Genomic DNA, 21,799 nt, shown 5'->3' with positions numbered 1-21,799 from the left:
CCCCTCTTATTTATTGTAAAGTTTAGTAACTTTTAAAATTTCATCAGCCATCGCTTTTTTTCGACGATAATTGCCAGAATCTATTGCATGTTTAAAACAGGTGGCAAGGTGGTTTTCCAGCAAAGATTGATGAGCAGATTTTAACAAGCCAATTACGGCTAAATTTTGCTGCATAATATTAATGCAGTATTCGTCCTTTTCAATCATTTGGGAAATTTTAGTGATCAAGCTCTGTGCTTTTTTAAAGCAAATGGTAGTTTTTTGCTTTTGAAGATTCATTTTTTTAATCCTTGGATATTCTTCTTATATAATATATTTCTAATTACCCGCACCTATGGTATAGGTATCTAAATCCATTTTCTCAAATTGTTATATTATTGTCAAGAATATTTTCAGCGTATTTAGGCTAATCATCGTCAGTTGTAAATTTGAACGAGATAAAATATTAAGAATCGTTATATAAATTATTTCATGGGTATTTTTCAGCTTGACATTTGGAAAGGGTTTTCTATAATATATATAGGAATATGTTGTTCTAAATTTATTTAATTTATCACCAAAAAAAAGGGGGGATAAATGAGAAAAACGAAATTCGGCCCAAGAATTGTTTTTTATTTATTAATATGTTTCTTTATTATTTTTTCGTTTTTGCCCACCACCACCAAAGCCGCTGATTTATATACTTGGAGCCAAGTTAATGACGATGGTTTTGGTAATGCCGCTAACTGGGGTGATATTCGTCTTTATGTTTATGGCGGCTATGTTTTTGCCGGGGTATCAAATACTGCCGCTGGTGCTCAAATTTGGCGATCAGCCAATGGTACGGTTTGGAGTCAAGTTGTCTCTGGCGGTTTTAGTAATGCTGATAATGATGAAATTCATGCTTTTGTGGGTCATGGAGGTTATCTTTATGCCACCACCATCACCAGCGGCGCCGGAGTTTTAGAAGTTTGGCGTTCGGCCACTGGTGCCACCGGGACTTGGTCACAATCAGGCACCGATGGACTTGGCGATGCTAATAATTTAGGTTCCAGAGCTGTTGCCTCATTTGGTGGATATTTATATGTGGCAACTGAAAATATCACCACAGGTACGGAAATTTGGCGAACCACAAACGGCACAAGCTGGGACCAAACCAACACTGATGGTTTTGGCGTTGCCGCTAATACATCAACTCGTTCTTTGAGTATTTTTGGCGGTTATCTGTATGCTGGAGTCACCAATGCGACTGGGACGAAAATATATCGAAGCTTAGATGGAGAAAGTTGGACGCAAGTAAATACCAACGGCTTTGGTTCAGCTGCCAATTCTTCAACCAATTTATTACAATCATTCAATGGTTATTTATACGCCGGCACAATAAACTCTGCGACCGGCACGGAATTATGGCGATCAGCCAATGGCACTGCTTGGACTCAAGCTAATACAGATGGTTTTGGTTCTGATAACAACATTTGGGTAGGTTATGAGGGGGCGGTGGTGAATGGAGTATTTTGGCTCGGAACCAGAAATGGGGTGACTGGTGCCCAATTGTATCGCAGCACTAATGGTACCACTTGGACAAAAGAAAAAACCGATGGTTTTGGCAGTGCGGCAAATTATGCTTTATTTGCCGTCACTTTTAATGAAAGGCTTTATGTGGCTTTTTCTAACGCCGGTACTGGCACCGAGGTTTGGCGGTCAAGCCCAGTAGATTTATTGAGTATCACCACCACTCAATTGCCAAACGGAACCCAAGGTTCAAGTTATTCGACGAGCTTAGAGTCAAATTCCGGCACAAATCCGCTAAGCTGGTATGTCGCTTCATATTTTTGCCAAATTGATTACGGTGATTTGCAACCACAAGAAGCCGATCTTTTCAAAGAAGGGCTTAAAGATCTTAATTTATATAATCCCGGGGATGAAGAATGTGAGGATTATTTTGGCATCTTACCGGCCGGTTTATCTTTAGATAGTAGTTCAGGCCGAATTAACGGGACGCCAACTGTGGCCGGTGATTATACTTTTTATGTTGTTGTTTTAGATTCGGGCTCTCCACAGCAACTTGTATATCGGCAATTGAGCCTGCACATTGATGCAGCCACCCTACCAGCCACTGGGAAAATCACTTCCAATAAGCCTATTATCCCGATTCTATTATCTATTCCTTTGGTTTTAATGATGGCATCGCTAATTCGACGGAAATATAAAAGAATTTATGAACAATAAAAAAAAGCAGATTTTCCTAATTTCATCTGGGATTTTAGTTTATTTGGTAATTAATTTTATTATCGGCTATTCTATATTTTATAAATTGCACCCTAAAAATCCATTTCAAAAAACAAATAAAGTTAATGCTGAAAAAAATGCCGAGTCAAGTCTTCAAATTGATGAAGTCGCTTTCCAAAAATTTGGCCTTCAAATTGATAAAATCAATGTCAGGGTGCCAGTTGCGGGTGAAGCTGATAGTAACCAGCCAGATTTATATCAGAAATTGCTCAAAAAAGGCGTTGTCCATTATTCAGGTACACCCTATCCGGGAAAGGTTGGAAATATTTTTATCTTTGGGCATTCATCAAGTGATTTTGGGGGCCATTACCGCCAGATTTTTATTAACTTAAACGATCTGCAAGATGATGATACCATAAAAGTGGTTTATAAAAGTCGAGAATACGAATACAAAGTTATTGGGAAAAAAATTGTTCAACCTGATGATTTTTCAGTTTTAGGGCAAACTTTTGAGAAAAGATTAACTTTAATGACTTGCTGGCCGATAGGTTCCTTGGAAAAAAGATTAGTAATTATTGCCAAAATAAAATAAAAACCAAATTGAATTTAAAAAGGGGGGTTATGGGTTCATTTAACAAAGTGCAAACCGTGAAAATTGTGATGCTAATAATCGCAGTTTTAGCGTTAGGAGTTTTAGGATATTATTCCTGGACGATTATCAAGGAAAGTAAAAATACCCCGGCCTTAGTCTCTGAGATTGGTTCTGGCGAGAAAAAATCCGACAGCGCTACCACCACTAATTCAGCCACTACCGCTACTGCTCAAAATACACCCTGTGCAGATTCGCTAACCTCGACCGATAAGGCGCAAATGCCAGGCTGGAAAACATTTACTAATACTGAATATAATCATTCTTTTAAATATCCTGATGATTGGTCGATTGCTGATACTGGCGTGAACAAATGGACAGAAGTCAGTGTTGTGAGTGGCGAAGAGGATATTGCGAAGGTTTCAAATATTATTATTGTGGCTGGTGATAAAGTGAGCGGTTTTACTACCAAAGGTTTAAATCTCGAATCTGAAACAGATATGCAAATTATTTGCCAAACCGTCAAATATTCTTTCTATAATCAACCTGCCACCACTGATAATCCCAGAAATACTAATGTAATCCGCGCTCCTTTTACCCATAACGGCACTAATTTTTTGGCGACTATGTTTTTCCCAGCCTCAGGTTCAGCTTCTTTGGACTCAGATTATGGCGAACTTTTCCAGCAATTAATTCGCAGCCTTGAATTTAAATAGAAACTAAGGTAATTTAAAAGAAAATAAACTAAGGCGCAAAATGTGCGGCGGTATTACTTATAATTTAAGCTGTATCCCCCAAAATCAACTGGTAAAATATTTAGTACTCACTAAACACAATCGTCAGTTGGTTGAAGTTTAAAAACGAACCCCACAATTTATTTAGTTATCCACAAGTTTGATTATTGACCTTTGTATAACCTTTTGTATAATTAGAATATGATGGCTTGGCTAGAAATTTGTGAAAATAAAGGGGCAAAGGATTTTTTAAATGTTCTCATTGAATCAAAAACCTTGCGATTTTCAAGTTTTGTTTTTGGATATGGATTCTTTTTTCGCTTCTATTGAGCAGCAAGTGCAGCCGCCTCTTCGAGGCCAGGCAATTGGTATTGCGCCTTACACCGGCGCCACCGGTTGCGTGATTGCCGCCTCCAAAGAAGCTAAAACTGTCGGCGTGAAAACTGGCATGGGTGTTGGCGAGGCGAAAAGAATTTACCCCAAAATTAAAATTGTCGAGGCTCGACCAGCTTTGTATATGATTTATCATCAAGAAATTAAAAAAGCCCTGGAAAATATTACCCCTTTTTATCAGCCCTTAAGTGTGGATGAATTTATTTTGCCGCTCTCGCCTTCTGAACAAAATTTTCAAAAAGCTACTGAAATTGGCCGAAAAATCAAAACCAATCTCAAAAGCCAAGTCGGCGATTTCTTGACTTGTTCGGTGGGGATTGGGCCAAACCGTTTTTTGGCGAAAATGATCTCCGAAGAAAACAAGCCCGACGGTTTAGCCGTGGTGGAACTTGCCAAATTAAATAATTTTTATGTTGAATTTTCTAAATTGACTGATCTGACTGGTATAAATTGCCAACTTGCCAAAAGATTAAATTTTTTTCAGATCAAGACGCCTGAGCAATTTTTTCAAAAAAGCTCTCATCAATTAGAAAAAATTTTAAAACATTGGGGGAAATTATGGTATTTGCGTTTGCGCGGTTTTGAGGTTGACGATTATGCGAGCCAGACCCAAAATATTGGCCATTCCCATGTTTTAGCGCCTGAGTTTAGAAATCGTACATCAGCGGAGGCTGTGATTAAAAAATTAATTTTTAAGTCAAGCTCGAGATTAAGACAAAAGGGTTTTTCCGCTTCTGGCGTGAGCGTGGCGGTCAGATTTACAAACCGCACCTCATTTGCCAAAAGCCGCCGCGTGCCTACCTTTTCTGATAATTTGAGTTTTACTAAAAATATCTTCAGCCTTTTGGCAGATTGTTTGTGGCATGGTCAGCCAATTTGGGTGTCAGTATCGGCTTTTTGGCTCAAACCGGATTTAAAAAATCACCAAATTGCTATTTTTCCGCAAATGGAAAAAATCAAAAAATCAGCCGAAGCTTTGGATAAATTAAATGATAAATTTGGCGCCGAAACTATTTATCCTGCCGCGATGCATCAGGTTCTAAAAACCGCCCCAGACCGCATCGCTTTTGGCAAACCCAGATACGAAATCAGACATTGAAAAAATGTTTTTGATTTAATCTGGAATTATGATATAATTTTAAATAATACTGATAGTAGCGGTAAAAAGTCTGTCTTGGAGGTGATTGGAAACAGCCAGTGAAGTAATTGCGAAAAGGATTGGCCACTGATTCCGGGACATGTCGGTATGGATTTTGCAAATCTGGCTGATGCGAAAAGTTATCAAAGAGCAAGGTGGGGCAATGCGCAATTTTTCCATCTTAACGTATGGAGTGCGGGATTATTGTCATCGAGACAATAAAAAAAGCCTTGCGCAAGATTTGGGTTTTGGACCTGCAAGCAAGGCTGGGTTCATTATTCAACTAATGACAAATTAGGTCTTTGGTTGATTTTAACGTCAGCGGAATCGTCATGATCGGAACCATCGGATGATTCGCTTTGTTCTTCGGGCAAAATTTCAATCCCGACCAGACTGGCGGTTTGATGAAAATAAATTCTTGTAAGTAGTCCAATCACGATTGACGTGGTGCTGTTTCCGGAATCTTTAAATTCTGTCTCTACCGGCTCCATGGCATTTTCCGGCTTGCCAGCATATAGCAGTTGATTTGCAAATAATGTACATCTTTGTTGTTGTTCTTTTAATTCCTCTCGTGGTTCTTTTTCAGGGGATAAACATTCGCGAAGAATCGCCGCGAAACACTCAAACCAGCCCGGTCTGACAATCGCCTGCCAACCATGGGGTGATGTTGAAGTCAAATTGCATCGGTTCACTATTTCTTCGTTGCTCAAGGATAAATCCAAATCTTCAATAATACTTCGAGCCAGATGATAGAGTGGCGGTTCTTTTACTCCCACCAGATTTTCCTCCCCTCCGATCATTTCCGGTTCCAAGATTATCCTAATTATATCCTGAATAATCCCATTTTGTCAAGTTTTAGAAAATTAATTTTGTCTTTGTTGACTAAACTCATTAGATAATGTACAATTTATATAGTAATTCTACCCCCGCGGCAACTCAGCATACTCCAAACTGGAAGGTGATCATCGTGGCGCTTCCAAAACCAGATGAGTGGCATGAAGTTAAAGATTTTAAGCAATGGTCTGAGCTTTGGCGGCAAAATCTCGAGGGACCAAAACAATTAGAATTTGCCTGCAGTTTGCTTGATGTCCTACCCAAAGTTGCTCAGGTGCCAGGAAAATATTCTCATAACCTTACTTGTTTAACTGGCCAGGGCCAACAAGATCGAATGCTTGAACATCTTCAAGTCCTTAATCTTGCCATGGAAGTCGCTTTAAGCACGAGGGAACAAGGGTTAATTAGAAGCCAAGGAATTGGCAATCATGCCATCCGGGCAGTTTTAGACCTAGCTGATTATGGCGATCATAAATGTGCTGGATCTTGCCTGCACACGATTGATCCGCAGACTGGTCGCTATCAATTTTGGATGCCTGATATTTTTCGCCAATCCGTTGAAATGATTTTTACTTTTTGGGCCAATTATAAAACTTGGAACTATCGCCAGGACCCAGCTTTAACAATTTCTCGAAAGATGGTTGAAGCCGCCATCCACAGCCAAATTGTTTTGCAGGTTTTAGACGAGCACCTTAATGATCCGAAATATGATCCCTTTAGGGATTCTGAAGAGTCAAGAATGGAATTGCCATTCTGGCAAGAAGAGGAACGAGTTCGTCAAAGCGGTGAGTGGCAAAATAAAACAATTTGCCGAGCTCTAATTCTGGTCGGATCAGCCGAACAATTAGCTTATCACCCCACAGAAATTGGTTATTCAGTTGTTTTAGGACTAAGGAATGAGGTTTATTATGACCAATATTCCGCTGCCATACCTTTTGAGGAATTAGAGTGTGCCTTACTTAGAATTGCCGTCGCCCTTGAAAAACCCATTCAAGAATTAAAATATCCAAAAACTGACTATTAACTCTTGTGCAATTTCGCGGTCTCGGCCCAGAATGATTTTTCCCAAATCATCCCAAAGCTTAGGCCGTTTTTTTATCGTCTTATTATATGTTTAAATCAATTTTAATTTTAGTCTTGTCAAAGTATTAATTTTTTGCTATAATCAAGCTTAAACGAGGAAAATGAATCGGAATAAGTTTGAATTAATTTTTAATTTTTTGCTTTTGCCGCTTGATGCCGCCATGATTTTTTTGGCTTTTTGGCTGGCTTTTTTGGTGCGTTTCACCGGCTGGGTGCCGTTCACTTCAGTGATGTCTCAAACCGAATATTTGCGTTGGCTAATTGTTATTATTCCAGTTTGGTTGGTTCTTTTTAGCTTAAACCGTTTATATAGCTTCAAAAAACAGCCCTTTTTAGATGAATTAGTGGCGATTGTCATGGCAGTTTCAGCCGGGATCGCGGTTCTTTTTGGCATCTTCTTTTTTAGCCGCGTCTTTTTCTTTTCCAGATTAATTGTTTTATTCGCCTGGATCTTAGCAATTGTTTTGGTTACTTCGGGCAGATTATTGGCGCGGATAATTTTGAAAATTATGTATTATCGAGGCCATGGCCAAAGACTGGTTTTAATTATTGGCACCACCCGGATTGCCAGAAAAATCATCCGAGAGTTTTCGGACAAATATTTAGGCTATCGGGTTGTTGGCATAATTAGTACGAATTTGACCCCAGATAAACATTTTGTTCATATACCGGTTTTAGGCAAATTAAAAGAGCTTGACCGGATTGTCAAAGAATATCGGATTAAAGAAATTATTTTAGCTGATCCGGATTTATCGGAAAAGAAAACAAATCGAATTTTAGAATATTGTCATGATTGCCGTTTAATTTTTAAATATTCGCCCTCGATTTTTGAATTGGGAACGCGCAATATTGATATTGAAATTTGGCAAAGTTTGCCGATTTTAGAATTAAAACGGACTCCACTTGATGGTTGGGGCAGAATTGTCAAAAGAATTATCGATATCGTGGGTGCTATTCTGGCCTTAATTATTCTTTCGCCGTTTTTTATCGTTATTCCGATTATTATTAAGATTGATTCGGCAGGTCCAATCTTTTTTCGCCAAAAAAGAGTCGGTTTAGATCGGAATTTTATTTTTTTGAAATTCCGCAGCATGAAACCAGGCGCTGAAAAAGAACACTTAAAATATATGAGAAAATACGGGATTATGTTCAAACTAAAAAATGATCCTAGGGTAACACGATTTGGAAAATGGCTGAGAAAATCCAGCCTTGATGAATTGCCCCAGCTTTTTAATGTTCTTATCGGTGATATGAGTTTAGTTGGACCCAGACCGCCGATGCCCGAAGAAGTTGCCAAATACAATCATTGGCAAAAGAAACGTCTTGGCGTTAAACCTGGTATGACTGGTTTATGGCAAGTATCGGGTCGATCAAATTTATCCTTTTCCGATTGGGTCAAATTAGATAAATATTATATTGAAAATTGGTCTTTAAAATTAGACTTTCAAATACTATTGCGAACCATGATTATGGTCGTGACTAAAGTCGGCGCTTACTAAATAAAATTAAAGATAAAAAATAAAAGATAAAAGATATAAAATGCAAAATATAAATAAAAAATTAGATATTAAAAAACTGAAAATTGCCCTCATGCATGAATATTTAGTGAAAATTGGCGGGGGAGAGCGGGTTTTAAAAGTGTTAACTGATTTATTTCCTAAAGCCGATATTTTTACGATTGTCTATGATCCCGATCAAGTTAGAAAAATTCTCAAAAAACCTCATCAAATTAAGAGCTCATTTTTGCAGCATTTTTTAGGCGGTGTTTCCAAATATCAGTTATATTTGCCTTGGATGGCGAAAGCCGTTGAATCTTTGGATTTTTCAAAGTATAATCTGGTGATTTCTGATAATCATAGTTTTAGCAAAGGTGTCATTACCGGTAATAAGACTTTTCATATTAATTATTGTTATACGCCAACCAGATATTTATGGTTAAATCCAACAGAACACATCAAGCGAACTCAATTTTTCGGGCCTTTTAAGAAAATTATCCCCTACTTTATTAATCGTTTGAAAAAATGGGATTTTGAGGCCGCGAAAAGACCTGATATTTTTGTGTCTATTTGCAAAAACGTGCAAAAAAGGGTGAAAAAGTATTATAATAGAAATAGTCAGATAATTTATCCGCCGATTGATTGGGACTTTTTTAGGCCAACTGGTCAGACTTCTGATTTCTTTTTGTATATTTCTAGGCTAGAGCCACATAAAAAGCCTGATTTAGCAGTTTTAGCCTTTGTTAAAAATGGTTTACCTTTAAAAGTAGTTGGTACAGGCTCAATGTTCGATTCTCTTAAAGCCTCGGCTTCAAGTAATATTGAATTTTTAGGCGAAGTTTCAGATACGAAATTGAGAGATTTATATAGCGCTGCTAAGGCGGTCATTTTTCCACAAGAAGAAGATTTCGGTTTAGTGCCTTTGGAAGCGGCCGCTTGCGGCACGCCGACAATTGCTTTTGCTAAAGGTGGCGCCCTAGAAACCGTTATTGAAGGTAAAACTGGTACCTTTTTCCACCAACCAAACCCAGCTTCACTCAACCTGGCAATAACCAAATTTAACCGTAAAAAATACTTGGCTCGAAGTTTAAGAAGCCATGCGAAAAAATTTTCCATTCAATCATTTCAAATAAAATTTCTACAAATGATGGTGCGTGAATATAGCCGGTGGTTAAAAAATTCAAAAAATAATAAATAAAAGAGGTTTTATGGAGGGGCAGCAACATCCCAAACTCGTTGACGGCATTTATAGAGCTCGCCGTTCCCAAATTATTCCTGCAGTCGCCATCGCCCAAACTAAAACGGCGACTTTTTCCGCCAAAAGATTTTTTGCAGACTCATTTTTGGTAGTTTTTCTTTTAGCCCTCATCATATCTGGGTTTAATTTTTATTTTAAGACCCCAAAAATTAAAACCCAAATTCTAGGATTTAGTAGTGAAGCGGCGAATCATTTCGAATTAGCCAAACAAGCTATTGTACAAAATGATTTAGCCTTGGCGCAACTGGAATTAACTCAATCTGAAACCAATTTCAATCAAGCGCAACTTTTGTTGGCAAAATCTGGACAAAACTCCAATTATTTGACTAATTTTCAAAATTCCGAAAATCAAATTATCCTCGCGGATTCCGCTTTAAATAATGCTATTGAGCTTTGTTATTGGCTAAAAAAAGATTTAGCACACTTAGAGTCATTGTCCAATTTTAATCAAAATCAAAATCTGCTCACCCTTATTTCACAAATTGAAAAAGACATTACCCAAACCCAAAAAGTCGCGTTGGCGGCGGAAAAAAATCTTCAAAATTTACCAATACAAAATGCCAAAACAATTCGTTTAGAATTAGCACAAGCTTCAACTGTCCTCGCCAAATTACAAAGTGTCATTACAGTAATGCCGAGCATTGTTGGTCAATCAGGCTCAAAAAGTTATTTAATTCTCTTTCAAAATCCTGCCGAAGCTAGGCCGGCCGGTGGATTCATTGGCAATTATGGCGAAATCACTTTAACCGGCGGCAAAGTATCCAAAATGAAAGTTGATGATGTCTACAATCTCCGCAAGGAGCATTTAAACGATAAAGAGCCGATGTTGAAACCAGAAATTCCTCTAAAGTATTTAAGCGACCGATTATATTTTTACGAAGGTAATTGGAAAGCAGATTTTCCCACCACTGCCAAGGAAATGATGAGGCTTTATCAGCTTTATGGTGAACCTGCCCCAAGTGGCGTGATTGCCTTAGATCCCAAGATTTTTGAAGATATTATGGGAATTATCGGCGATATCGAAATGCCAGATTATAACGCCACCCTAAACAAAGCGAACTTTCGCGACACCTTAATGTATAAAGTTGAAGTCGATAACGCCTTTAAGCGCGGTGAAGGTATTTACGATCCCAAAAAAATCCTCCAAGATTTTACCCCACTTTTCCTGCAAAAAATTGAAAACAGCTCCAAAGACCAAAAAGTAAAAATTATCAAAAGTCTTCTTCAAAATTTAGATGAAAAACATTTTCTCCTCTATGCCAAAGATCAAAAAGTCGAAGAAGTAATTGGCAATTTTGGTTGGAGCGGGGCTTTAAAATCTTCCTCTCCGGATTATTTAATGGTCACAAATGCCAACACCTGCGGCACTAAATCGAGTTATAAAATGGGGCAAAGTTTAAATTTATCCGTGAATATTAATAATTCAGGCCAGGTCAAAAATACCCTTACCATTACCCATGACGCCACAAAATTATCAGGCTTGTTGGCTGATAAGGATTGTAGTTTTGTAGAAGTATTTGTACCGTCGGGTTCAGAATTACTTTCGGCTAAAATGGGCGAAATTGATGTTCCCGCTTCGCAAATTTTCACTTTTTCCGAACTGGATAAAACTGTTTTTGGCATTAAAGATTTTATTGTTTTTGCCGTGCAGTCTAGTAAATTAACCTTAAGCTGGGAATTACCATTTCAAATTAATAATTTAAGCGACCATTATCAAATTTATGTTCAAAAACAAGCCGGCCGCGACGCTGATCCACTGGCAATTGAAATTAATAAACCGGCCAATCTGTCAGTTTCAAATTTTAGCCCTGATTATATCACTCAAAATTTAAATAATTTTAAATATTTAGATGTTTTAAAGGTTGATCGGCAGGTTAATTTACGTATTAAATAACGCCAGAAAAATTACCGAGAAACGTCTTTTTTTATTTTTGGGCAGCTTGCAAAAGGAACCATTTTCAGCTATAATTAAGAAGTGATTTGCAATTAAAATCTATAAAGGATAATAATGTCTCCAAAAAATAATAGTTATAATGCCAGTAGCATCGTGGTTTTAGATGGTTTAGCCCCGGTTCGAAAAAGACCTGCTATGTATATCGGTTCCACCGGTGCTGTAGGCTTGCACCATTTGATTTGGGAAGTCGTTGATAACTCCATTGATGAAGCGATTAGTGGCTTTGCAAATAAAATTGAAGTCACGCTTTTGCCAGATAACCGAGTTGAAGTGATCGATAATGGTCGCGGCATTCCCATCGATATTCATCGCCAAACCAAAAAATCCGCCTTAGAAACGGTTTTGACCACTTTGCACGCTGGTGGTAAATTTGACCAAAATGCTTATAAGGTTTCTGGTGGCTTGCACGGTGTTGGCGTCTCAGTGGTGAATGCTTTATCTTCAAAATTAAGGGCTGAAGTTTATCGAGATGGCAAAATCTATGGTCAGGAATATAAATACGGTCAAGCCGTTGGTAAGGTTGAAGTTTGTGGTCAGTCTGAACGAAACGGCACCAAGATTGTTTTTGAACCTGATACGAAGATTTTTTCCACCCTTGAATTCGACTGGAACACGATTGTCGAGCATCTTCGCCAACAAGCTTATTTAACGAAAAAGACCGAAATAATCATTAAAGATTTCAGAACCTCGCCGGAAAAAAGTTATAATTTTTATTTTGAAGGTGGCATTAAGTCCTATACTAATTTTTTGAATCAAAATAAAAATGCGGTTTCACCCGTGATTTATTTTGAAAAAGAAAAAGACAATGTTATTGTTGAAGTCGCTTTTCAATATACTGATGGATTTGTCGATCATAGTTTGAGCTTTGCCAATAATATTTATAACCAAGAAGGTGGCACTCATTTATCAGGTTTTCGAGCCGCTTTAACTCGAATTATGAATGATTATGCGCGGAAAAACGGGATTGTGAAAAATGAAAATGATTCGTTTTCTGGTGAAGATGTTCGCGAGGGTTTAACCGCTTTAATTTCCATAAAATTGCCTGAACCTCAATTTGAAGGCCAAACCAAAACCAAATTAGGCAATGCCGAAATTAGACCTTTGGTCGAAAATACTGTCGCCACCGAATTGTCTTGTTATTTGGAAGAAAATCCGCAAGAAGCCAAATCAATTATTGAAAAATGTTTATTAGCCTCTCAAGCTCGAAAAGCCGCCAAAGCCGCCCGTGAAACTGTGATTCGAAAAGGCGCTTTAGAGGGGATGACTTTGCCGGGAAAATTAGCCGATTGTTCATCCCGTGATCCAGAAAGATCCGAACTCTATATTGTTGAGGGAGATTCGGCGGGCGGTTCCGCCAAACAAGGCCGAAACCGCGAGTTCCAAGCGATTTTGCCTTTACGCGGAAAAATTTTAAATGTTGAACGAGCCAGGTTGGACCGCATGCTTCAAAATAATGAAATCAAGGCTTTAATTGTCGCTTTAGGTGTGGGGATTTCTGAAGAACTGAATTTACCTAAATTAAGATATCACCGGATTATTATTATGACTGATGCTGATGTTGACGGTTCTCATATTAGAACCTTATTATTAACATTGTTTTATCGCCATTTCCAGCCTCTAATTGATGCTGGCAAGGTTTATATTGCTCAACCACCTTTATATCGAATTCAAATTAAAAACAAAATTGAATATGTTTATTCGGACGAGCAAAAAGAAAAAATCTTAGCCGAAATACCAAAAGGCCAAAAAGCCGCTACTATTCAAAGATATAAAGGTTTAGGTGAAATGAACCCGGATCAGCTTTGGGAAACCACCATGAATCCGAAAAATCGAGTATTACTCAAGGTTACCCTTGATGATGCTGAAAAAGCTGATGAAGTCTTTGTAAAATTAATGGGTAGTGAAGTTGAACCAAGGAAAAGATTCATTCAGTTGCGTGCCAAACAAGTTCAAAATTTAGATATTTAATAATTTTAAGAGTAAATTAATGAAAAAATTTCCAACCGAAAATTCAAAAAGATTAAAATCCACAAAATTGTCCAAAAATAACCAAGCCAAAACTGCTGTCGAAAATACTTATTTAGAAACTCAACGAGCCCATAATAAGTGGTATTTGGCTAATGCTATGGGAAAACAACTCGGTAAGCCCAGATTAGATATGGCTGGGAAAAAAATTAAAAAAGCTAAAAAAGATTATTAGGATTCAACATGCCAGATATTAAAAATCCCAACAACAACCTAGAGCCGACAAAGGAAAAATCAGATTTAGGCACGGTTTTACCCCGCCGCATCGAAGAGGAAATGGAAACCTCTTATTTGGATTATGCTATGTCAGTCATTGTTTCTCGAGCTCTTCCAGACGTTCGCGATGGTTTAAAACCGGTGCATCGCCGAATTTTGGTAACTATGAATGATTTAAATTTAAAACACACCGCCAAACACCGAAAATCAGCGAAAATTTGTGGTGATGTTTCCGGTAATTATCATCCTCATGGTGAAGCGATTGTTTATCCTTCTATGGTGAGATTAGCACAAACTTTTGCGATGCGTTATCCCTTGGTAAATGGCCAGGGCAACTTTGGTTCTGTTGATGGTGATAACCCGGCGGCGATGCGTTATACCGAAGCCAAAATGACCAAAATCGCCGAAGAAATGTTAACCGATTTAGACAAAGATACCGTTAATTATCAAGACAACTATGACGGCACCCGCAAAGAACCCCAATTTTTACCCGCCAAATTACCAAATCTGTTAGTAAATGGCGCCATGGGCATTGCCGTGGGTATGGCGACCAATATTCCGCCACATAATTTAGGCGAAGTTTGTGATGCCACCATTCGTTTAATTGATCATCCAGATTCGACGGTTGAAGATTTGTGCCAATTTGTCTTGGGTCCGGATTTTCCCACCGCCGCACAAATTTATGATTCAGATGAAATCAAAAATGCCTATGCGCAAGGCAAAGGCAGGATCGTGATGCGCGCCAAAGCGGAAATCGTTGAAGGCAAAAAATCCGCATTTAAAATTATTATTTCCGAAATCCCATATCAGGTTAACAAATCGGTTTTGGTCACACAAATTGCCGATTTGGTCAAAAATAAAAAAATCGTTGGCATTGCCGATGTGCGCGATGAATCTGACAAAGACGGTATCCGGGTTGTCATTGATCTCAAAAAAGACGCTTACCCTAAAAAAATTTTGAATCAACTTTATCAATATACCCAAATGCAGGAAGCTTTTCATATTAATATGTTAGCTTTGGTGGACGGCATTAAACCAACCGTTTTAAACTTAAAAAATATATTAGAAGAATATTTAAAGCATCGCCAAAAAGTAATTTTTAGACGCACCCAATATGAATTAAACCAAGCTAAAAACCGTCTCCATATTTTAGAAGGTTTGTTAATTGCTTTAAAACAAATCGATGAGGTGATTAAAACTATCAAAGCTTCGGAAAATCGCGAAGAAGCTAAAGTTCGTTTAGAAAAGAAACTTGCTTTAACCGAAATTCAAGCCAACGCGATTTTGGAGATGAAATTAGCCACCTTAGCGCATTTAGAGCGGACTAAAATAGAACTTGAATTTGATCAGCTCAAGAAATTAATCACCAAATTAACTGAGATTTTAGAAAATCCGCAAATGATTTTGGATATTATTAAAGAAGAGTTAAAAAATCTCAAAAAGAATTTTCCTTCCGAGCGAAAAACTCGCATTTATCGACAAAGAATTGAATCTTTTGAAAAAGAAGACTTAATTCCAAACCGCAAAGTGATGATTACTTTGACTCGCGGCAATTATATCAAAAGAATGCCGATTTCAGTTTGTCGCAGCCAACATCGGGGCGGCAAAGGTGTTATCGGTATGACCACCAAAGAAGAAGATTTAGTCGAGCATTTATTAATTGCCAATAATCATGATGATATTTTATTTTTCACCAGTTCGGGTCGCGTTTTGAGTTCAAAAGCCTACGAAATCTCTTTGGGATCGCGCCGTTCTAAAGGTCAGGCGATTGTTAATCTCTTACAGATTAATCCCAATGATTTTATTACCGGTATTATTAATGTTGCCAAAAGCAATCATGCCAAATATTTATTAATGGTCACAGAAAAAGGCCAAATCAAAAAAACTCCTTTGGCAAATTTTCAAAAAATTAGAAAATCTGGTTTAAACGCGATCAAATTGCGCAAAGACGATTTTCTAAAATGGGTCAGACCCACCACTGGCGAAGATCAAATCATCATTGTTTCCAAAAATGGCCAAGCAATTAAATTTAAAGAAAGTTTAATCAGACCTATGGGCAGATCAGCGGGTGGTATGAGAGGCATTCGCTTAAAACCAAAAGATGCTGTCGTGGGTATGGATGTTTTAAGTCCGGCAAAAATATCAGGGGTTAATATTGATGCTGATACCGCTATCATGGCTCATGATGTAAAATTGAAAAGTTTTTCTTCGGATTTGTTGGTGGTGACAGAAAAAGGTTATGGCAAAAAAACCGCTCTTAAAAATTATCCTTTGCAATCTCGCGGTGGCATTGGTTTAAGAACCGCCAGAATTACCGAAAAAACTGGACCAATTATCCAAACGAAAATTACCGAAAATGAAAAAGCGGATTTAATTATCTTTTCTAAAAGAGGTCAGGTGATTCGAACGCCAATTAAAAATGTTAAAAGGTTGGGTCGCGCCACCTCTGGTGTTCGCTTAATGAAATTAAATTTAAGAGATAGCGTCGCTTCAGTAACAATTCTAATTAAAGAACCGATGGATGAAATTGAGGATAAAGAAAGAGCCAAAGATCGCCAAGAAATTGCAAATCAGGTTGCGGCTCGAAAACTTAAAAAATCAGTCAATAAAACCGCCCCAAAAAAGCCAAAACAGGCAAAAATAAAGAAAAAACCAGTTCGTAAAACTTCAACCAAAAAGCAGATTGTTCAGAAAAAAACCACAAAAGCTAAACCTAAAAAGTTGACCAAGAGACAACCCGCCCCTGGCGGAAAGACTCAAAAATTAAGTCGAGCGAAAAAACCGAAAAAAACCGCCCTAAAAACCAAAACCGTTAAACCCCCAAAACCAAAAACCATTGTTCCTGGTTTTGTGGAGAAAAAAATTACCCCGCCAACTCCCAAAGTCGTTCAAAGCGATGAACCTAATTATTGGGGTAAAGACTCAACGCTTTGGAAAAAACGCAAGATCTAAATATATAAACAATTTAATTTTCAACCAATTCGATAATTGTCAAAAACCTTGACATCTTTAATGTTTTTTAATATAATATTTTTGTTCGCTTTCAGAACATCAGTTCTGGGAGGCGAGATGGATGCCAGCAACAAAAGATATAGCTATTATGGTTATGATTGTTTTAGCGGCATTTGCCATATTGAGTGCATTATTTTATGCACCTCATAATATGGTCGCGACAGATACAGAACTTCAAGGCAGAAACCCCTACGAAATTATTGTTCCCAATGAAATTATTATTCTAAGACCTACAAGAGCCGGTAATTTATCATATTTTAATCCTATAGATTATCTTAAAGCCATTTCTATTGATAATAGGATTAAGAATATTGTTGTATTTCAGGAAATATGGATAGTATTAATAGAACCTCGAACTGACGCTAATCCAACTTCCAAATTGCCCGAAATGTCAGTACCAATTACTCCAAATTCAACACTTTCTGTTCCAAGCCCTGCTCCCACTTCCAATAATTAATTTTTTCATCCCTTGGTGTTGCCAAGATTTACCCCCCCACAAAACCAATCTTGCGTGACGCCTTTTTTTATTGCTTCGTTCGTGATATAATAAAGCTAAATCAAAATTTAAAAATCAAAATGTAAAATAGGAATTTAAAATATAAATTTAAATTAGATAATTTTGCACTTTAAACTGCCACTTTGATATTTACATTTTACACTTTAAATTATTATGAAGATTGCTGATTTAGCCAAAAAATTAGATTTTACCCCCAAAGAACTTAGAGAGAAAATCTCGGTTTTTGGCTATGAAGTTGGCAAAAAATCACGCACCATAAAAGATAAAATTGCCGAAGAAGTCATTGATAAAATCAATAAAGAAAAAGAATTTTTAGAAAAATCAGAAGCGGCCAGCATTAAAGATATTGCACCTCGAGATGAAAAAAAGTCTCCCAAAACTAACCTAAAAACAAAAACCGTTGTTTTGCCACCCATCGTCACCGTGAAAGATTTTTCAACCCGACTTAATTTACCAGTCACTGAGGTAATTAAAGAATTAGTCAAAAATGGCGTCATGGCTACTATTAACGAAAATATTGATTTTGAAACTGCCGCGATTATTGCCGAAGATTTAGGTTACAGCGTTAAGCCGGCTGAGGAAGAAAAAATTGAGGTTAAAGAAAAAGTTTCCGCCAAAGACCTGCAAACCAGACCACCAGTTGTCACTATTATTGGTCATATTGACCATGGCAAAACATCTTTATTAGATTATATTCGAAAAACAAATATTGTTGGTGGTGAATCTGGGGGAATTACTCAGCATATCGGCGCATATCAAATTGAAATTAAAAAAGAGGGCAAAAAGCGCTTGATTACTTTTTTAGACACACCCGGCCATGAAGCTTTTGTAGCGATGCGTGAACATGGCACCAAGCTTTGTGATATGGCAATTTTAGTGGTGGCTGCCGACGAAGGGGTGATGCCGCAAACCATCGAAGCGGTTAATCACACCAAAGCCGCCGGCGTGCCGATTATTGTGGCTATTAATAAAGCTGATAAACCCGAAGCAGACATTGAAAGAGTTAAAAAGCAATTAGCCAAAATAAATCTTACTCCAGAGGAATGGGGTGGTGCCACGATTATGATTCCAGTTTCCGCCAAGACCGGTAAAGGCGTATCAGGTTTGCTGGAAATGATTTTGCTTTCCACGGATTTAGAGGGTTTAAAAACCAGTTATTCCGGAACCGCTAAAGGCGTGGTGATTGAATCACATTTAGATCCGCAAAAAGGTTCCACTGCTTCCATATTAATTCAAAAAGGAATTTTAAAAGTTAGAGATATTGTAGTTTCCGGGGATAGAATTAGTAAAATTCGAAGCATGGAAAACTTTTTAGGCCAAAAAATTCGCGAAGCGAAGCCTTCTGATCCAGTTCGAGTTTATGGCTTTAGCGCCGTGCCAGATTTTGGCGAAGAAATGACCGCTTTTGAGACCGAAAAAACCGCCAAAGAATATCTTTTGGAATTAGACAAGCGTCGGTCGTATAAGGGGATGATTGCCCAAATGGCAAACACAGTTTCGAGTCAAAAACCGGGCGTGCAAAAATTAAATGTTATTATCAAGGCTGATGTGGCCGGTTCCCTAAAAGCAGTTTTAGACGCGGTGAAAAAAATTAAAAATGATCAAGGCGAAGTTTTTGTCATCATGGCTGGGGTTGGCGCCGTTTCCGAATCAGATGTGATGTCTGCTGATGCTTCTGGCGCGGCTATTTTAGCCTTTCGTGCTTTAATCTCGCCAGCTGCCAAAGAATTAGCACAAGAAAAAAGAATTAAAATTGCTTCCTTTTCCATAATTTATGAACTTATTGATGAAGCTAAAAAAATGTTAGCCAAATTAATCGGTCCAATTCGAACTCGCAAAGAAATTGGCACTGCTAAAATTTTAGCCGTTTTCAAACATGGCAAAGGCGAGAAAATTATCGGTGCCAATATTACTGAGGGGAAATTAGTTAATGGCGCCGAAGTCGAGGTTTTTCGAGGTGAAGATCAAGTTGGTATCGGTAAAATTGATTCCTTGAAAATAAAACAAGAAGACGTGCGAGAGATAGAAAAAAATAATGAGTGCGGAATTGGTTTAGAGGCAAATTTTGAAATGCTGGTTGGCGATAAGATCAAGGCTTTCGAAATCGAAGAAAAAATGCCCGAAATTAAATAGCGATCTCAAATCCACGATATTGATTTGCTAAATTTGTGCAAAGTTGTAAAATATAACTAAGTCTAGTTTTTTCGACCCAAATTTTGAGTATGATTAATTTATTTCTAAATTTTGAACTTAAGAAGTAATTTTTAATGGATAATGCAAGGAGGGGATTTGCTCCAAAATCTTGGAGATACCTTAACTGAACTCTCAAAAAACTTATTGTTTAGCCTAACCCAATGGTCGTCTCGAATTTTTGCCACCACCCACATTGAGGGTAATTATTGGATTATTTTAGATATTTTAGTGACAGCTTTCATAATTTACTGGTTCTTGTCCAAAATTATGGAATCTAAAGCGGTGCGAGTTTTATATGGGATTATCATTATTATTTTATTACTAATTGTTGGCCATTTATTAAATTTAGCCACCTTAAACTGGCTTTTAAAATACTTAGGAGTAATTTTAGTGGTGGCAATTCCCATTATTTTTCAGCCCGAAATTAGAGCCGCCCTCGACAAACTCGGTCGCGCTGGTTTTGCGAATAATCATAAATTTACTCGCCAAACTCTATCGGAAATTTTAACCGCCGTACAAACCATTCAGCAACGTCATTTAGGAGCTGTCATCGCCTTAGAACGAAAAATACCTCTTTCAGAATATAACAAATCAGGTCATACCTTAAACGCTGATGTTTCGCAGGAATTAATTTTAAGTATTTTTACGCCACCTTCGCCTCTACACGATGGGGCAGTTTTAATATCTGGCAATAAATTAATAGCCGCTGGCTGCGTTTTGCCGGTTTCCGAGGAAAAAGAGCAATGGGGCGCCAGGCATCGTGCGGCCCGCACCCTTTCCCGACATACCGACGCTTTAGTAATTGTGATTAGTGAAGAAAGAGGGGTAATTTCGGTGGCCTTCGAAGGCGAGTTAGAATCAAGTTTAACCATGACTGACATTAAACAAATTATTGAAAAATTATTTCATTTAAATTAACGGAAGCCCAAATGAGTTCAATCAAGTCGTTTTTTACCAAGAATTTATCACTCAAATTTTTAAGTTTGTTATTGGCAATTTCATTGTGGCTTTTTGTGGTGACCGTTGAAAATCGTACTGATTATTTTCCAGGTGAAATTAATATTGAAACTCAAAATTTAGCTCCAAATTTAGCGCCAGTTTATGATCAAGATACAGTTCGAGTGAAAATTTCTGCTCCCGCCTCGGTTTGGAAAAAATTAGTTTTGGAGGATTTTGTCGCTTTTGTGGATTTGGGGAATTTGAGTTTGGGAACTCACCAAGTGCCGGTCAAAGTGACGAGTTCTGTGCCTGGTGTGCAAATTGTCGAATTAGATCCAGCGGAAATTAGGGTGCGTGTTGAGACTGCCGTCACTGCCCAATTAAATGTATCTTCTCGGCTTGAAGGCCAATTAGCCGCAGGCTATGAAGTGATGGAAACCAAGCTTGATCCAGTCAAAATTGAAGCTCGAGGAGCCAGGGACCTCATTGACAGCGTTTCCCAGGCAACGGCAGTTGTAAATTTAGCCGGACAGGATCGAGATATTGAACAAAAGGTAAAATTGTCAGCCTATGATGAATATGATAAACAAGTGAAAAATATCATCTTTTCACCCGAGAAAGTAACCATAAAAATTAGTGTGGCAAAATCTGGTGGCGGTAAAGTCGTCGGAATTAAGCCAAAATTTGCAGGATCGGTTGCATCTGGGTATTGGATTTCTAATGTTAGTTTTGAGCCAGCCTCTATTCGCGTCACCGGAAATGAGGATGTGGTCGAAAAATTAGAATGGATCGAAACACAACCGATTAATATCGCCGGTTTAAATCAAGACAAAGAATTTGAAATTACCCCGGCCTTACCCAAGGGTGCGGTCATGGTTGAAGGAGAAACCGAAACAATTATTGTCAAAGTTAAAGTTTCGCTTTCTGCTCAAACTCGCGAGATTGCCGCCGGATTTTCTTATTCTGGTTTAGGTTCAGGGGTAACTGTTCAGGGTATGACGCCACAAAATGTGATCGTGATGGTTTCGGGTCCTCCAGGATTATTGCAAAATCTGTCAGCCGATAATGTCGTGATCAATTTGGATTTGTCTGGACGTTCTTCTGGAAGCCATATGATTGGTATTGGTAAAGACTCAATTTCAGTTCCCAACGGTGTTTCAATTATTAGTTATATTCCTAACAATGTCGTGGTAAATATTAAATAAAGGTA

The 21,799-nt window shown here is 37.9% G+C and carries 17 protein-coding genes; 15 read left to right on the top strand and 2 right to left on the bottom strand.

Annotated elements, in window-relative coordinates:
- Positions 1-6: 6 nt before the first annotated feature.
- Entirely contained in the window at positions 7-279 is a 273-nt protein-coding gene (locus VJJ80_00900) for a metal-sensing transcriptional repressor (GenBank protein ID HLC38676.1), read from the bottom strand.
- A gap of 297 nt (positions 280-576) precedes the next feature.
- On the opposite strand from VJJ80_00900, the gene VJJ80_00895 reads away from it, so the two are divergent.
- The 4 genes from VJJ80_00895 to VJJ80_00880 all read left to right on the top strand — a co-directional run bounded on the left by VJJ80_00895 (position 577) and on the right by VJJ80_00880 (position 5,023).
- Positions 577-2,208, top strand: a complete 1,632-nt coding sequence (locus VJJ80_00895) for a putative Ig domain-containing protein (protein HLC38675.1) — start codon at positions 577-579, stop codon at positions 2,206-2,208.
- Complete coding sequence (locus tag VJJ80_00890) at positions 2,198-2,800, top strand: sortase (GenBank protein HLC38674.1); 603 nt, start codon at positions 2,198-2,200, stop codon at positions 2,798-2,800. Before VJJ80_00895 ends, VJJ80_00890 begins: the two co-directional genes overlap by 11 nt.
- A 29-nt stretch (positions 2,801-2,829) precedes the next feature.
- Positions 2,830-3,513, top strand: coding sequence for a hypothetical protein (locus VJJ80_00885; protein HLC38673.1), 684 nt, complete (start codon positions 2,830-2,832; stop codon positions 3,511-3,513).
- Positions 3,514-3,784: 271 nt separating this feature from the next.
- Positions 3,785-5,023 carry a hypothetical protein gene (locus VJJ80_00880; GenBank protein ID HLC38672.1) on the top strand — a complete coding sequence of 413 codons (1,239 nt, stop codon included), beginning with the start codon at positions 3,785-3,787 and terminating at the stop codon, positions 5,021-5,023.
- A gap of 314 nt (positions 5,024-5,337) precedes the next feature.
- Here the strand turns inward: VJJ80_00880 and VJJ80_00875 are convergent, their stop codons facing one another.
- On the bottom strand, positions 5,338-5,838 hold the full coding sequence (locus tag VJJ80_00875; GenBank protein ID HLC38671.1) for a hypothetical protein: 501 nt from the start codon (positions 5,836-5,838) through the stop codon (positions 5,338-5,340).
- Positions 5,839-5,960: 122 nt separating this feature from the next.
- Here VJJ80_00875 and VJJ80_00870 point away from each other — a divergent pair, with 122 nt between their 5' ends.
- The 11 genes from VJJ80_00870 to VJJ80_00820 all read left to right on the top strand — a co-directional run bounded on the left by VJJ80_00870 (position 5,961) and on the right by VJJ80_00820 (position 21,794).
- Positions 5,961-6,920: a hypothetical protein gene (locus VJJ80_00870; GenBank protein ID HLC38670.1), complete on the top strand. Its 960-nt coding sequence runs from the start codon at positions 5,961-5,963 to the stop codon at positions 6,918-6,920.
- Between the two features lie 160 nt (positions 6,921-7,080).
- A complete protein-coding gene (locus VJJ80_00865; protein ID HLC38669.1) occupies positions 7,081-8,478 on the top strand; it encodes a sugar transferase in 1,398 nt (465 codons plus the stop codon).
- 40 nt (positions 8,479-8,518) lie between these two features.
- A complete protein-coding gene (locus tag VJJ80_00860) occupies positions 8,519-9,673 on the top strand; it encodes a glycosyltransferase (GenBank protein HLC38668.1) in 1,155 nt (384 codons plus the stop codon).
- 10 nt (positions 9,674-9,683) lie between these two features.
- The gene (locus VJJ80_00855) at positions 9,684-11,627 is read left to right on the top strand and encodes a DUF4012 domain-containing protein (protein ID HLC38667.1); all 1,944 of its coding nucleotides are present in this window, start codon (positions 9,684-9,686) and stop codon (positions 11,625-11,627) included.
- 114 nt (positions 11,628-11,741) lie between these two features.
- Complete coding sequence (gyrB, locus tag VJJ80_00850; protein ID HLC38666.1) at positions 11,742-13,655, top strand: DNA topoisomerase (ATP-hydrolyzing) subunit B; 1,914 nt, start codon at positions 11,742-11,744, stop codon at positions 13,653-13,655.
- A gap of 19 nt (positions 13,656-13,674) precedes the next feature.
- Positions 13,675-13,887: a hypothetical protein gene (locus tag VJJ80_00845; GenBank protein ID HLC38665.1), complete on the top strand. Its 213-nt coding sequence runs from the start codon at positions 13,675-13,677 to the stop codon at positions 13,885-13,887.
- Positions 13,888-13,895: 8 nt separating this feature from the next.
- Positions 13,896-16,880 carry a DNA gyrase subunit A gene (gyrA, locus tag VJJ80_00840; GenBank protein ID HLC38664.1) on the top strand — a complete coding sequence of 995 codons (2,985 nt, stop codon included), beginning with the start codon at positions 13,896-13,898 and terminating at the stop codon, positions 16,878-16,880.
- A gap of 121 nt (positions 16,881-17,001) precedes the next feature.
- Entirely contained in the window at positions 17,002-17,397 is a 396-nt protein-coding gene (locus VJJ80_00835; protein ID HLC38663.1) for a hypothetical protein, read from the top strand.
- A 213-nt stretch (positions 17,398-17,610) separates the two neighbouring features.
- Entirely contained in the window at positions 17,611-19,590 is a 1,980-nt protein-coding gene (gene infB, locus VJJ80_00830; protein HLC38662.1) for a translation initiation factor IF-2, read from the top strand.
- Between the two features lie 156 nt (positions 19,591-19,746).
- Positions 19,747-20,568 (top strand): diadenylate cyclase CdaA, encoded by an 822-nt coding sequence (gene cdaA / locus VJJ80_00825; protein ID HLC38661.1) that lies wholly within the window; start codon positions 19,747-19,749, stop codon positions 20,566-20,568.
- A gap of 11 nt (positions 20,569-20,579) precedes the next feature.
- On the top strand, positions 20,580-21,794 hold the full coding sequence (locus VJJ80_00820; GenBank protein ID HLC38660.1) for a CdaR family protein: 1,215 nt from the start codon (positions 20,580-20,582) through the stop codon (positions 21,792-21,794).
- The last annotated feature ends 5 nt before the right edge of the window (positions 21,795-21,799 follow it).

The organism is Patescibacteria group bacterium, from assembly GCA_035288465.1.
Taxonomy (GTDB): domain Bacteria; phylum Patescibacteriota; class UBA1384; order DATEAH01; family DATEAH01; genus DATEAH01.
This window is presented reverse-complemented; position numbering and strand designations above follow the sequence as displayed.

Coding starts and splice junctions, on each gene's coding strand:
- VJJ80_00900 (HLC38676.1), bottom strand. CDS start 279: ATGAATCTTCAAAAGCAAAAAACTACCATTTGCTTTAAAAAAGCACAG.
- VJJ80_00895 (HLC38675.1), top strand. CDS start 577: ATGAGAAAAACGAAATTCGGCCCAAGAATTGTTTTTTATTTATTAATA.
- VJJ80_00890 (HLC38674.1), top strand. CDS start 2,198: ATGAACAATAAAAAAAAGCAGATTTTCCTAATTTCATCTGGGATTTTA.
- VJJ80_00885 (HLC38673.1), top strand. CDS start 2,830: ATGGGTTCATTTAACAAAGTGCAAACCGTGAAAATTGTGATGCTAATA.
- VJJ80_00880 (HLC38672.1), top strand. CDS start 3,785: ATGTTCTCATTGAATCAAAAACCTTGCGATTTTCAAGTTTTGTTTTTG.
- VJJ80_00870 (HLC38670.1), top strand. CDS start 5,961: ATGTACAATTTATATAGTAATTCTACCCCCGCGGCAACTCAGCATACT.
- VJJ80_00865 (HLC38669.1), top strand. CDS start 7,081: ATGAATCGGAATAAGTTTGAATTAATTTTTAATTTTTTGCTTTTGCCG.
- VJJ80_00860 (HLC38668.1), top strand. CDS start 8,519: ATGCAAAATATAAATAAAAAATTAGATATTAAAAAACTGAAAATTGCC.
- VJJ80_00855 (HLC38667.1), top strand. CDS start 9,684: ATGGAGGGGCAGCAACATCCCAAACTCGTTGACGGCATTTATAGAGCT.
- gyrB (HLC38666.1), top strand. CDS start 11,742: ATGTCTCCAAAAAATAATAGTTATAATGCCAGTAGCATCGTGGTTTTA.
- VJJ80_00845 (HLC38665.1), top strand. CDS start 13,675: ATGAAAAAATTTCCAACCGAAAATTCAAAAAGATTAAAATCCACAAAA.
- gyrA (HLC38664.1), top strand. CDS start 13,896: ATGCCAGATATTAAAAATCCCAACAACAACCTAGAGCCGACAAAGGAA.
- VJJ80_00835 (HLC38663.1), top strand. CDS start 17,002: ATGCCAGCAACAAAAGATATAGCTATTATGGTTATGATTGTTTTAGCG.
- infB (HLC38662.1), top strand. CDS start 17,611: ATGAAGATTGCTGATTTAGCCAAAAAATTAGATTTTACCCCCAAAGAA.
- VJJ80_00820 (HLC38660.1), top strand. CDS start 20,580: ATGAGTTCAATCAAGTCGTTTTTTACCAAGAATTTATCACTCAAATTT.